Genomic DNA, 14,198 nt, shown 5'->3' on the forward strand with positions numbered 1-14,198 from the left:
TTTAAAATACATTAATAAGGAGAGGAAAAACAATTAATGTAAAAAGTCCTTTAATGACGGGAATATTGATTTTACTATTGGCATTTCTGTTCTTTTTGATATATTACCTTATAAATATTGGAAATAAATATGTTAATGAAGATAAAAGGATTAAAATAAACGTAAGGAAAGTTTTTTTTGTATTAATATTTATAACTTTTATATATCTTATATATAAAATACTGAATAAGTATAGCTTTTTATCCAATCTATTTGGAATGTTTATCTTTTCTGTTATTATGGCATATTTATTTAACCCGATAGTAAATTTTTTTGAAAAAAGGAAAATTCGAAGAAGCCTTGGGATACTCATTGTTTATGCTATAATTCTGGGAGTTATAGTTATATTATCATTAACGATTATTCCCAATATTACAAAAGAAGCTAAAAAACTCATGGAAATACTTCCCCTATATCTTAACAGAATATTTGATTTTTTAAATAATATTTATGATAGATATTATTCAAGTATTTATAGTTTGCCTCCTCAGCTTCAGGGAGTTGAACAAGCGGTTATGGGTAACGCGGAAAATATGGGGAATATTTTGAGTGAAAATATAAAAAAGATTACAAGTTCAATGATGGATATTTTCCCTAAAATTACATCGATTATTTTGGTTCCCATATTTACGTTCTATTTGATATTAGATAAGGATTCCATTAAAAACAAAATATATATTACGGTGCCTAAGGATAAGAGGCAGGATTTTTCAAGATTATCGAAAGAAATAGATAAAGCTTTGGGCGAATTTATAAGAGGAAGGGTTATAGTGGCAATATTTATTGGAGTGTCCACCACTATTGCTTTGCTGATCTTAAAAATTCCCTTTGGACTTGTTATAGGTCTCATTGCCGGAATTGCAGATATAATTCCCTATTTCGGCCCTGTAATAGGAATTATTCCTGCAGTGATTTTTGCCCTTTTAGATAGTCCATTGAAAGCTTTATGGGTTATAATAATTTTTACTGTAATTCAACAGATTGAAAATGATCTTATAACCCCTAAGATTATCGGAGAAAGCATAGGAATTCATCCTATTACCGTTATTGTTTCATTAATAATAGGAGGCGAGATTATGGGAATATGGGGAATGGTTCTTGCAGTTCCGGCTGTAGCCGTAGGGAAAATAGTATTTTCGTTTTTCATGGAGAAGTTAAATAAAAATCAGATTATTGACAAATAATAGCTTTTAACTTATAATCCTATTTATAAGGCAGAACTTACGTATCGTCCGTTTGATTTGGGACGAGTTTTTTGTAGTTGGTTTAATTTACATATTGCTGAAAGCTAAAATGAGAGGTGTATTCATATGAAAAATATCGGGTTAAATGAAATAAGAAAGGAATTTTTTGATTTTTTTAAAGAAAAGAATCATTTGATTTTACCAAGCTTTTCTCTTGTCCCTAAGGATGATAAAAGCTTATTACTTATAAATGCAGGGATGGCTCCCATGAAACCTTATTTTACCGGACTCAAAACTCCTCCGGGGAAAAGGGTGGTTACTTGTCAGAAATGTGTCAGAACAGTGGATATTGAAAATGTAGGGAAGACTGACAGGCATGGTACATTTTTTGAGATGCTGGGGAACTTTTCCTTTGGGGATTATTTTAAGGAAGATGCGATAAAATGGGCGTGGGAATTTATTACCGAAAGAATGGAAGTTTCTAAGGAACTTATTTGGGTTTCCATATATAAAGATGATGAGGAATCATATAAAATATGGAATGAGAAAATAAATGTACCTGAGGATAGAATTGTAAGATTGGATAAAGAGGATAATTTTTGGGAGCTGGAATTAGGACCTTGCGGCCCTTGTTCGGAAATTTATATAGACAGAGGAGAAGAGTATGGTTGCGGTAAGCCCGATTGCAAACCGGGATGTGAATGTGACAGGTATGTGGAAGTATGGAATTTAGTTTTTTCTCAATACGATAAGGATGAGAATGGAAATTATAATCTTTTGCCAAAACCTAACATAGATACGGGGATGGGACTCGAAAGAATGGCAATGGTTATGGAAAATGCAAAGAATATATTTGAAGTTAAACAGATAAATGAAGTGTTAAAAGAAGTTGAAAGAGTAAGCAAGGTTTCTTATGGCAAGGACTCCGAAAAAGATAAATCCATCCGTGTGATAACGGATCATGCCAGAGCTATTACATTTATGGTTTCCGACGGCATACTTCCAAGCAACGAAGGGAGAGGCTATGTTCTCAGGAGGCTTATAAGGAGAGCTTCAAGACATGGAAAATTATTAAATATTCAAGGAAAATTTTTAAGCAAAATAGCTGAAAAAGTGATAGAATTATGGAAGGAGCAATATCCTGAGATCGAAAAAGAAAAAAATCGAATTTTTAGGATAATAGACGGAGAAGAAGAAAAGTTTTATGAAACGATAAATCAGGGCTTAGAGATATTAGATCAATATATATCAGATATGAGATCTGAAAATAAAAATATATTAGATGGGAAAAAGGCATTTAAACTTTATGATACTTATGGTTTTCCTTTTGATTTAACTAAGGAAATATTAAAAGAACGTGGATATACGGCAGACGAAATTCAATTTAACAGGGAAATGGAAGAGCAAAGAGAAAGAGCCAGAAGTGCAAGAGGAGGAAGTGAAAATAATATCTGGGGAACAGGAGATTTTTCACTAAAAATAGACGGAGATAAGACAGTTTTTAAAGGGTATGAAACTTTTACTTCCCCTGGAGTAGTAGAAAAAATAATAAAGGGAAACGAATTTGTTGGTTCTTTACATGATGGAGAGGAAGGAATAGTAGTATTAAACCAAACACCTTTTTACGGAGAAGGGGGAGGACAGGTTGGAGACACAGGAATCCTGTCAAAAGACGGTTTTGAATCTTTCGTATTAAATACTAAAAAGGATAAAGAAGGGCATATATTTCATTATATAAAGGTAAAAAAGGGAGTATTAAATGTAGGGGATGATTTAACTGCTGAAGTTGATGAGAAAAGAAGAAAGGATATTATGAGAAATCATTCCGCAACTCATCTTCTTCACAGAGCACTGAAAAATGTATTAGGAGAACATGTAAATCAGGCCGGTTCTTTGGTTCTCCCCGATAGATTGAGATTTGATTTTACCCATTTTGAGAGTATATCTAAAGAGCAATTGGCTAAAATAGAAGAAATAGTAAATGAAAAAATTTTTGAAGGCTTGAAAGTGGATACTGCCGTTACTTCCTATGATGAATCAAAAAAGATGAAAGCAGTAGCTTTATTTGAGGACAAATACAGTGATAAGGTACGAGTAGTACAGATGGGCAGTTACACTACGGAACTTTGTGGAGGAACTCATGTAAGGAATACTAACGATATAGGAATTTTTAAAATATTAAACGAGACAAGTATCGCATCGGGGATAAGAAGAATAGAAGCTATTACAGGGAGAAGTGTATATCAATATTTAAAGGAATTAGACGAAGAAATCGATAATATCGCTAACATTGTTAAAGGAAATAGAAATAATATAACAGAAAGAATTAAAGGAATTGTGGAAGAGAACAGACAAAAGGATAAAGAAGTAGAAAAGCTTATGGGAAAAATGGCGTTGTCTCTTAAAGACGATATTATCAAAAATAGTCATGAAATTAAAGGCATAAATGTATTGACTTATTATATTGAGAATATGGATATAAATAGTCTCAGAAATCTTGGGGATGAGATCAAAAATTCAATAGGCTCGGGAGTAATAGTTTTAGCATCTTCCTTGGATGGAAAACTCTCTTTTGTATCTATGGTTACTAAAGACTTGATAGATAAAGGACTTCATGCAGGAAAGATTATTAAGAAAGTATCTCAATGCACCGGTGGCGGCGGCGGCGGACGTCCCGATATGGCACAAGCAGGGGGAAAAGATATCAATAAAGTTAATCAAGCATTAAATTTGGTATATGATATAATTGAAAAACAACTTAAGTAAATATTTATTTAAACATTGTATATAATTATTTGTTTATGGTATAAATAATATAGGGGGTGTGTTTTGTGAATAATAACAATTTTTATGAGACTATGAAGTTTGAATCGCCAAAGGAAAATGTGAACGAGGCGAGAGATATCATTTTGACTGTTTATGAAGCTTTGAAGGAGAAGGGATATAATCCTATAAATCAGATGATTGGATATATATTATCCGGGGATCCTACCTATATAACAAGCCACAATAATGCAAGAAGTTTGATCAGAAAGATAGAAAGAGACGAGCTCATAGAAGAATTATTGGTATTTTATTTAAAGAATGAAGAAAAAAACAAATAGGAGAGATATCCGGTGAATTTAAAAAGATTCAGTATTGTTATTTTAATTGTCGTTCTGCTGCTAATAGGAGGAAGAACTTTTGCCGACAAAGAGAATAAAACCGTATATTTAGTAGTAGCAAACAGATTGACTTTAGATGATATTAAAACTATGTATAATCTAAACGATATCATCCGAGATGGAAGTATAGGATTGATGAATCCCCGAGGATTATCGGGATATAATGGAGCCGAGAGCTATCTTACCATTAATGCATCCAACAGGGCATTTACTGATTATGACGGAGGAGAATCGTATAATCTAAATGACTATTACAAGAAGTTATATGAAAAAAGAGTCGGAGAAACAGTTGGAGATGAAGATATCGGCATAGTCGGGTTTTCAAAACTTATTAAATATAACGAAGATAATTATTATAAACCTTATATCGGAGCATTGGGGGATAGTTTTCATAAAGCCGGACTTAAAACCGCCCTTTATGGCAATGCTGACATACTTGATAGAATCATAAGACCCAGCTCCCTTATTCCTATGGACTCTAAAGGACTTATTGATTATGGGAATATAGACAATATAATAGTGGATGATGATGAATTCCCTTACGGGTTCAGAACGGATTATAAAAAGATGTTGAAGCAGGTTGTTGATATCAGGGAAAAAGCTTCTCTTGTAGTTATTGATACGGGAGATTTGGATAGATTAGCTTCTTATAGCAACGAATTAACGGATAAGCAGTATTTTAATATTAGAAACAAAATATTAAATAATATTGATGAATTTTTAAAAGAGCTATCCCATAGCTTAGATAAAAAGAATTCATTGGTTATTATTATAAGTCCTAATGGTGGAGAAGAAAGAGTAAATGGCAGTATACTTTCTCCCGTGATTTTCTGGGGCGGAGGTATGCCAAAAGGAGTTTTATCTTCCTCAACAACTAAGCGTGAAGGATTGATTTCAAATATAGATATTGCTCCTACTATCATTAACTATTTAGGATTGCCTCATGAACAATTTTTAGGTACTAATGTTTATAGTATTAATAGAGATAATGGTTTTGAATTTCTTTATGAAGACAATAATAGAATAAATGTGGTTTCTAATTCAAGATTTTATGTTCTTGCTGTTTATTCTATATTATCAATTATAAGCTGTATATTGGGAACTCTTTTGGTTGTATTTAACGTAAAAATTTCAGGGAAAATTTCCAAGATTTTTTGGGGATTTATTATATTGGCCGGATCTATACCCTTTGTATTACTTATTAATTCTGCTGTTAATTGGAATAATTACTTTCAGTTTATTTTAAGTTTAATTGTTATTTTATCAATAACTTTTATAATATTATATAATATAAATAATAAAAGTAAAAAAAACATCCTGTACATTTCTTCTTTAGTTATATATTTGACTTTGGTTATAGATATGCTTACCAATAATAATTTGATAAGGTTTTCGCCATTAGGCTATGATCCGATTATCGGAGCAAGGTACTTTGGGATTGGTAATGAAATGGTAGGGGTATTTATGGGATGTATGATTATTTTATTATGCAATATGGAAGTTTTTAAAAAAAGCAAGAATAAAAATAGAATTATTTTATATTTAATATCTTTTTTAACTGTTTTTCTTATAGGAAGTCCAAAATTCGGGGCCAAGGTAGGAGGAACCATATGCGTTCTGTTTGCGGTATTAGTTTTTATATTGGAAGATCTGAATATAAGGATTAATTTTAAAAGTATGGTATTGATTTGTTCTCTGGTAGTAGTAGCTATACTGGGGTTTTCATATATAGATATTAAATTTAATTCAAATCCGACTCATTTGGGGAAAACCATACTTATGGCAAGCAGCCAAGGAGAAGATTTGATTAATAATATTATAATCAGAAAAATACTTATGAATATAAAGCTTATCGGTTCATCTGTGTGGACAAAAAGCTTATATATAAATATTGTTTCTCAATCATGTATTCTTATTTTCTGCGAAGATAAAATCAGAGAAATGTTTAATAAAAGAAAAAACATTTGCATCGGACTAATAAGCGGAATTGCAGGGAGTATTATGGGAATACTTGTAAATGATTCGGGGATTATACTCTCAGCATTATCTATGGTATTGTTAACTTCATATTTTTTGTCTATAACGGCGGAAGAATTGAATTAAGTATAGTGGAATTTAAGGAGAATTCCATAGGAAAGTAATATGAAACGGTGGGAAATATTATTGATGAAGAGAATAATTGGATTGGATTTAGGAGATAAAACTATCGGAGTAGCTTTAAGTGATCCCTTGTTGTTGACCGCTCAGGGACTTAAAACTATTAAAAGAATAGGGCTTAAAAAGGATTTTGCCCAAATCAGACAAATTATAGAAGAATATGATGTATGTGAAGTTGTTATAGGTATTCCTAAGAATATGAATAATACTATAGGGCCTCAAGGAGAAAAGGTACTGAAATTTATTGAAAAATTTCAAAAAGAGTTTAAGCTTAAGGTCAATTTGGAAGATGAAAGACTGACTACTGTAGTAGCGGAAAGAATGTTGATAGAAGGAGATGTAAGAAGAAGTAAAAGGAAAAAGATAATAGATAAAGTAGCTGCTACTTTTATTTTGCAGTCCTATTTGGACAGAAGGAAAAAAGGTGGTGATGAAACTGAGAAACAGGATAGAACTTTTTGATGAATATGGGGAAAAAAGAGAATTTGAAGTAGTAGCAACTTTTGGCCTCGATGATGTGGATTATGCTATTCTGATTCCGATTGATCAGTCTGGAGAGGGAACTTGGCTTTTTAGAATGGAGAAAGATGATAAAGGAGAGTTATTGCTTAAAATTGTAGAGGATGATCAGGAAATTAAGGATGCTTATTCTGCTTATGAGTCGTTGATGAAGGAAAGGATGCAGTGATCAATTTTATTTACAAGTGGGTGAGAAGATGGAGATTAATAATGATGTGGTAAAGAATAAATTAAAGGAAAATGGCTATAAACTGACTACCCAAAGAAGAGCTGTTTTAAATGTAATATTGGATAGAAAAGGAGAGCATTTAAGCCCGGAAGAAATATATGACAGTGTTAAAATTAAATATCCTGAAATAGGTTTGGCTACTGTATATAGGACTCTTATTCTATTTGAACAATTGGGGATCGTGTATAAGCTGAATTTTGACGATGGATGCAGCAGATATGAGTTAAATTCGGGAACTGCAGATCATCACCACCATCATTTGATTTGTCTCGGCTGTGGGAAGGTAATAGAAGTGAAACTTGATTTATTGGAAAATCTTGAGCAGGAAATTGAGAAACAGTTAAAATTTAAAATAGTTGACCATAATGTTAAATTTTTTGGATATTGCAGTGATTGCCAAAATAAATCCTAAAAAGGATTTATTTTTTTTAAAAGATAAGAAGAAAGAATATAGAAGATAATACATTGACATACTTATATATAAAGGAGTGATATGGTGTCAAGAAAACCAGCAAAATTAAAGATAATACCTCTGGGAGGTCTAGGAGAGATCGGGAAGAACATTACTTTAATCGAATATAAAGAAGATATTATAATAATAGACTGTGGAATGATGTTTCCGGATGATGAAATGCTCGGCATAGATGTGGTAATACCTGATATTACTTATGTTCTTAAAAACAAAGATAAGGTCAGAGGGATAATACTTACTCACGGGCATGAAGACCATATTGGAGGACTTCCCTATATATTGAAAAAGATCAAGCTTCCGCTTTACGGGACTAAATTGACCTTAGGCTTAGTAGACAGTAAGCTTAAGGAACATGGAATTCAAGGAGTGGAATTGAATGAAGTAAAAGCAAGAGATACTTTAAAAATAGGATGCTTTAATATTGAATTTATAAAGGTAAATCATAGTATACCGGATTCAGTTGCATTGGCAATCCATACTCCCATAGGGACAGTTGTTCATACAGGAGATTTTAAAGTGGATTATACTCCTATTAATGATGAAGTAATAGATTTGCATCAATTAGCGGAGGTCGGCAGCAAAGGGGTTTTGGTACTTCTTTGTGACAGCACGAATGTTGAAAGACCGGGGTATACTATGTCCGAGAGAACCGTGGGAGCGACTTTTAATGATATTTTCCAGAAGGCAAAGGACAGGATAATAGTTGCTACTTTTGCATCTAACGTTCATAGAATTCAGCAGATCGTAAATTCGGCATCCTTGGTTAACAGAAAAGTGGTAGTGTCCGGAAGAAGCATGGTGAATGTTATGAATGTTGCTATAGAAGACGGATACCTTAATGTTCCCGAGGGAATGCTTATAGATATTAACGATATGGATAAATACCCTAAAGAAGAACTGGTGATTATAACTACCGGAAGCCAAGGAGAGCCTATGTCAGCATTGGCAAGAATGGCTCATTCAGAGCATAAAAAAATAGAATTGATTCCCGGAGATTTGGTTATTATTTCTGCGAGTCCCATTCCGGGCAATGAAAAAACTATCTACGGATTAATCAATCAGCTATTTCAAAAGGGCGCAAATGTAATATATGAAGCACTTGCTGATGTTCATGTTTCAGGTCATGCTTGCCAGGAAGAACTGAAACTTATGCATACTCTTTTGAAGCCTAAATATTTCATACCTGTCCACGGAGAATACAGGCATTTGAGACGTCATGCCCAACTGGCTCAGGAATTGGGTATGCCTAAAGAAAATATCTTCATTGCGGAAAATGGTTCTGTTTTGGAATTTACGAAAAACGGAGCCGGCTTTGGAACTAATGTTCCGGCAGGCAATGTATTGGTAGACGGGTTAGGAATAGGCGACGTAGGAAATATTGTATTAAGGGATAGAAAACATCTTTCGGAAGATGGTCTTATAATCGTAGTTGTTACTATGAGTAAGCAGGAAGGAAAAGTTATATCAGGACCCGACATAGTTTCCAGAGGTTTTGTTTATGTGAGAGAATCTGAAGATCTAATGGAAGAGGCAAAGGAAGTAGTAAAAAATATATTATCGGAATGTGAGAGAAACAATATTACGGATTGGGCAACTCTTAAATCCAATATGAGAGACGGACTTAAAGATTATATATATGGAAAGATAAAGAGAAATCCTATGATATTGCCTATTATCATGGAAGTATAAACAATGGGGGAATGCTTTAAGCATTCCCTTATTTTTTAAGTTAGATTACAGGAAATATTTTCTTTTCTGTCCTTGCATGATATAATATTAAATGGGATTATTTTTTTATATATGTTTATGGTGTTTTTAAATAAGAACATGAGGAGGAGAGAATATGAATATATATGATGACGCCCACAAATTGGCAAGATCATTAAAAGAATCGGAAGAATACAAAGATTATGCGGAGAAAAGCAATAAGGTATTTAAGGATAAAAAGAATAAGGAAATGGTATTGGATTTTAAGAAAAAGGCCCTTGAATTTCAGATAAAGCAAGCATCAGAAGATAAAATAGATGCAGGTGAAGAGGAAGAAATTAAAAAGTTACAGGATATATTAATGCTAAATCCGGATATAAAAGATTTTTTTATATCTGAAATGAAGTTTTCTCAAATAGTTGCTGATGTATATAAGATTATAGAAGATGCTATTAATATAAAGGAGGAATAAAATTTTATTGGGAGGAAATGTTAAGAGAGGATGAATACGAAATATTTAACAAAGGCCAGCTTAATAGGAGGTATATATGTTATATTGGTGATGATTCAGATCCCCTTTGGAGAGCTTACTTTTGGACCTGTACAGTTAAGACTTTCAGAGGGGTTATGCTTACTGCCTTTAGTTGAGAGTGCGGCTGTCCCAGGGCTATTTGTAGGGTGTCTGATTTCAAACTTGATTTTATCCATTTATTCAGGATTTGGACTTATAGATATTTTAGGGGGTAGCATAGTAACTCTTGTGGCAGCTTATTTGACATCTAAAGCGCCGAATAAATTAATTGGAATATTACCCCCTGTGTTATTAAACGGGTTTATAGTTTCTCTTTGGGTTTCATACTTTACTAATATTCCTTATTGGATAACCGCTATAGGGATTTCTGTCGGAGAATTTGCATCTGTTTATATATTTGGAAGCATTGTACTTACAGCTTATAATAAATTTTTGAAGAAATGATATTAATTGTTTGTTCTTGTAATATTCCAACCGTTTATGTATAATTAATGTGAGTAACGATAAAAAGGTGGAGATTAAGCAATGGAAGAAATAAGGAATAAGAAAAGTGGCGGAAAAAATGAAAAAAAAAATAAACTGATGCTGATAATTTTACCTTTAGTGATATTAGTACTTTTATTTGGCAGTTTATTTTATTATAAAAAAAGTTTGGAACCAATGAATTTGAAGAATATGACTGAAGTATCCATTGATATTCCTCGGGGAAGTAACGTATACGGTATTGCAGGTATTCTTAAAGAGAACGGATTAATCAAAAGCAAGCTTGTCTTTGAATGTTTGACAATAAAAGAGAATAAAGAGGGAAGACTTAAGGCAGGTTCTTATACTTTAAATACGGGAATGAATTTGAGAGAAATTCTCGAAGAGCTTTCTACGGGAGGTAAAGATGATAATATCGTTACTTTTACTATTCCCGAAGGGTATGAATTGAGACAAATTGCGGATAAATTATCGGAAGAAGGCTTGGCAGATGCAAACAAATTTTTAAAGTTATCCGCGGATGCTAATAATTTCAGAGGAAAATTTTCCTTTTTAAAGGAAATTAATCAAAACCAAAGCTTAGAAGGTTATTTGTTTCCTGCTACCTATGAAATATTTGTTAATTCCACAGAGGAGCAAATTATAGAAAAGATGCTTGAAAAGTTTGAAGAGGTTTATGAAAATGATATTAAAGACCAGTTAAAAGGCCGAAATTTGAACGATTTGATAATATTGGCGTCTATAGTGGAAAGAGAAGGAAAATTGGACAGTGAAAGACCGTTAATTGCAGGCGTATTTAAAAATCGGCTTGATAAAGGAATGAAGCTTGAGTCTTGCGCTACGATTCAATATGCTCTTGGAGAAAGAAAAGAAGTATTAAGTTATGATGATCTGAAAATTGATTCTGTGTATAATACTTATATTCATAAGGGACTACCTCCCACACCTATTGCATCTCCAGGTTTAAAATCTATACGGGCTGTTCTTGAGCCTGAAAAGACCGATTATCTTTTTTTTAGGACAAAGAATGACGGCAGTGGAGGACATATTTTTTCCAGGACTTACGCAGAACATTTAAATTCCAATCCTAAAAAGTAATTTTATTATTAATACATGGTATATAATTCCATGTATTAATTTATGTATAAGAGGAGAGATTTTTTTGAATTACATAAATGAGGAATATATAGAAGAGTATATAAGATCAATACTTCCGGAGAGATCTGATTATTTAAAATCTATGGAGGAGTATGCGGACAGAAATCATGTTCCTATAGTTCAGCCGGAAGTTGCCCAGTTTTTAAGAGTGTTGTTGTTAATAAAAAAACCCGGTAAAATTCTTGAAGTTGGAACGGCAATAGGGTATTCTTCTATTGTTATGGGAGAATTTACAGGCCAAAACTGTAATATTACAACTATTGAAAAAAGGGAGGATATGGTTTCTGCGGCAGAAAAAAATATAGAGAAGACCAATTTCAAAGACAGGATAAATATAATTAAGGGAGAGGCTATGGAAATTCTGCCTTTTTTAAAAGATAAATATGATTTTATATTTTTAGATGCGGCTAAAGGTCATTATCTTGAATTTTTTAATTGCTGTATTGAATTGTTAAATAAGGACGGGATAATAGTATCAGATAACGTTCTGTATAAAGGAATGGTAGCAACTGACGAATTGGTAGTAAGAAGAAAAAAGACCATAGTTAAAAGGATGAGACAGTATTTAAAATATATTTCCGAATTGGAAGGATTTCATTCTTCCATAATACCTATTGGTGATGGAATTGCTGTAACTTGTAGAGTTTGATAATATGAAATTTTAAATAAGAGGAGAGGAGGAAAAAAATTGATTAAGCCTGAATTGTTGGCTCCTGCGGGAGATTTGGAGAAACTTAAAATGGCGGTAATATATGGAGCTGATGCAGTATATTTGGGAGGAGAAAGCTTTGGATTAAGGAAGGCATCCAAGAATTTCACTCTAAAGGAAATGAAAGAAGGAATTGATTTTGCCCATGAGAGGGACAGAAAGGTGTATGTCACTTTAAATATTATTCCTCATGACGAGGATCTGATAGGAATTGAAGAATATTTGAAGGATTTGCAGAGGATAAAAGTTGACGGGGTTTTAGTTGCGGACCCGGGGATGTTTGTGAAGGTTAGAAATACAATTCAGGATATGCCCATTCATTTAAGCACTCAGGCAAGTGCTACAAATTATGAAACGGTAATGTTTTGGTATAATCTAGGGGTTAGAAGAATAGTTCTTGCTCGGGAACTGTCTTTGAATGAGATAAAGGGAATAATCAAAAGAATACCAAAGGATCTGGAGATAGAAACTTTTGTCCACGGGGCCATGTGCATTTCTTATTCAGGAAGATGTTTGCTTAGCAATTATATGGCTGAAAGGGATTCCAACAGGGGAGGGTGTGCTCATCCCTGCAGGTGGAAATATTTTTTAATGGAGGAGGAGAGAGAAGGTCAGTATTTTCCGGTTTATGAGGATGACAAGGGGACTTTTATATTTAACTCCAAGGATTTGTGTATGATTGAGCATATTCCTGAGCTGGTAAAAGCGGGGATCAGTAGTTTTAAAATTGAAGGAAGAGTGAAAAGTCAATATTATGTTGCTACTGTTGTCAGGTCATACAGAATGGCATTAGACGAATACTTAAAGGATCCGGACAACTATGTGTATAAACCTCAATGGCTTGATGAAATAAAGAAAGCAAGCTATAGGGATTTTACAACGGGGTTTTATTTTAATAAACCTTCCGGCAGGGATCAGGTATATACTTCAAGTTCTTATATAAGAAATTACGATTTTGTCGGGCTGGTTTTAGATTATGATGATAAAACACGGTTAGCAACCGTGAGCCAAAGAAATAGAATGTTTGTAGGAGATGAAATAGAAATCTTCGGACCTAATAAGGATTTTGTGACTCAAAGAATAGAAAAGATGTGGAATGAATTCGGAGAAGAAATTGAAGTGGCTCCCCATCCTGAGCAGATAGTTAAAATTGAGATGAAACAAAGAGTTGAACCATGGGATATTATCAGAAAAGGCAGGGGAAGTGATTCAATTGGATAGGCCCATACTTATTGGAATAACGGGAGGGACAGGCTCGGGAAAAAGTACTGTTGCTAAGGAGATATTTCGTAGCTTAGATGAAAAGAATGCCGTAATAATTGAACAGGATTCCTACTATAAGGATCAAAGCAGTTTGACTTTTCAAGAAAGGATGAAGACGAACTATGATCATCCTTTTGCCTTCGATAATGATCTTCTTATAGAACATCTGAAATGTTTATTAAAGGGGCAACCTATACGAAAACCGATTTATGACTTTGAAATACACAATAGAAAAAAAGAAACCGTCTTGATTTATCCGCGGCATATTATAATTCTTGAAGGCATACTTATTTTAGGAGACGAGAGGATAAGAAATTTATTAGATATAAAGATATTTGTTGATACGGATTCTGATGTAAGGGTTATCAGAAGAATTATGAGAGATATAAATGAAAGAGGAAGGAGCCTGGATTCCGTTATAACTCAGTATATGAGAACGGTGAGGCCTGCTCATATGCAATTTGTGGAACCCACAAAAAAATATGCAGATATTATAATTCCTGAAGGAGGATATAACAAAGTAGCTATTGACATTATTTCGACTAAAATAAAGTCCATTATAAATAAATGATAATATCTCTG

Annotated in this window: 14 protein-coding genes; all 14 read left to right on the plus strand. The window is 33.2% G+C overall.

Annotated elements, in window-relative coordinates; genetic code table 11:
- Nucleotides 1-53 precede the first annotated feature (53 nt).
- Nucleotides 54-1,223, plus strand: a complete 1,170-nt coding sequence (locus tag PP176A_RS03670; RefSeq protein WP_071139098.1) for an AI-2E family transporter — start codon at nt 54-56, stop codon at nt 1,221-1,223.
- Between the two features lie 126 nt (nt 1,224-1,349).
- Nucleotides 1,350-3,989, plus strand: a complete 2,640-nt coding sequence (alaS, locus tag PP176A_RS03675; protein WP_071139099.1) for an alanine--tRNA ligase — start codon at nt 1,350-1,352, stop codon at nt 3,987-3,989.
- Between the two features lie 92 nt (nt 3,990-4,081).
- Nucleotides 4,082-4,327 carry an IreB family regulatory phosphoprotein gene (locus PP176A_RS03680; RefSeq protein WP_071139166.1) on the plus strand — a complete coding sequence of 82 codons (246 nt, stop codon included), beginning with the start codon at nt 4,082-4,084 and terminating at the stop codon, nt 4,325-4,327.
- Nucleotides 4,328-4,339: 12 nt separating this feature from the next.
- The gene (locus PP176A_RS03685) at nt 4,340-6,490 is read left to right on the plus strand and encodes a hypothetical protein (protein ID WP_071139100.1); all 2,151 of its coding nucleotides are present in this window, start codon (nt 4,340-4,342) and stop codon (nt 6,488-6,490) included.
- Nucleotides 6,491-6,553: 63 nt separating this feature from the next.
- Complete coding sequence (ruvX, locus tag PP176A_RS03690; RefSeq protein ID WP_071139167.1) at nt 6,554-7,006, plus strand: Holliday junction resolvase RuvX; 453 nt, start codon at nt 6,554-6,556, stop codon at nt 7,004-7,006.
- Entirely contained in the window at nt 6,975-7,232 is a 258-nt protein-coding gene (locus PP176A_RS03695) for a DUF1292 domain-containing protein (protein WP_071139101.1), read from the plus strand. The genes ruvX and PP176A_RS03695 overlap by 32 nt, the downstream gene beginning before the upstream one ends.
- A 28-nt stretch (nt 7,233-7,260) precedes the next feature.
- On the plus strand, nt 7,261-7,704 hold the full coding sequence (locus tag PP176A_RS03700) for a Fur family transcriptional regulator (protein ID WP_170177312.1): 444 nt from the start codon (nt 7,261-7,263) through the stop codon (nt 7,702-7,704).
- A gap of 81 nt (nt 7,705-7,785) precedes the next feature.
- A complete protein-coding gene (locus PP176A_RS03705; RefSeq protein WP_071139102.1) occupies nt 7,786-9,453 on the plus strand; it encodes a ribonuclease J in 1,668 nt (555 codons plus the stop codon).
- A 154-nt stretch (nt 9,454-9,607) separates the two neighbouring features.
- A complete protein-coding gene (locus PP176A_RS03710) occupies nt 9,608-9,943 on the plus strand; it encodes a YlbF family regulator (protein ID WP_071139103.1) in 336 nt (111 codons plus the stop codon).
- Between the two features lie 30 nt (nt 9,944-9,973).
- The gene (locus PP176A_RS03715) at nt 9,974-10,447 is read left to right on the plus strand and encodes a QueT transporter family protein (RefSeq protein WP_071139104.1); all 474 of its coding nucleotides are present in this window, start codon (nt 9,974-9,976) and stop codon (nt 10,445-10,447) included.
- An 81-nt stretch (nt 10,448-10,528) separates the two neighbouring features.
- Complete coding sequence (gene mltG, locus PP176A_RS03720) at nt 10,529-11,584, plus strand: endolytic transglycosylase MltG (RefSeq protein ID WP_083381760.1); 1,056 nt, start codon at nt 10,529-10,531, stop codon at nt 11,582-11,584.
- A 64-nt stretch (nt 11,585-11,648) separates the two neighbouring features.
- Nucleotides 11,649-12,293 carry an O-methyltransferase gene (locus tag PP176A_RS03725; protein WP_071139105.1) on the plus strand — a complete coding sequence of 215 codons (645 nt, stop codon included), beginning with the start codon at nt 11,649-11,651 and terminating at the stop codon, nt 12,291-12,293.
- Nucleotides 12,294-12,383: 90 nt separating this feature from the next.
- The gene (locus tag PP176A_RS03730; protein ID WP_373419497.1) at nt 12,384-13,574 is read left to right on the plus strand and encodes a peptidase U32 family protein; all 1,191 of its coding nucleotides are present in this window, start codon (nt 12,384-12,386) and stop codon (nt 13,572-13,574) included.
- A complete protein-coding gene (gene udk / locus PP176A_RS03735) occupies nt 13,567-14,187 on the plus strand; it encodes a uridine kinase (RefSeq protein ID WP_071139107.1) in 621 nt (206 codons plus the stop codon). The genes PP176A_RS03730 and udk overlap by 8 nt, the downstream gene beginning before the upstream one ends.
- Nucleotides 14,188-14,198 lie beyond the last annotated feature (11 nt).

The organism is Sporanaerobacter sp. PP17-6a, assembly GCF_900095615.1.
Classification (GTDB): Bacteria; Bacillota; Clostridia; order Tissierellales; family Acidilutibacteraceae; genus Acidilutibacter; species Acidilutibacter cellobiosedens.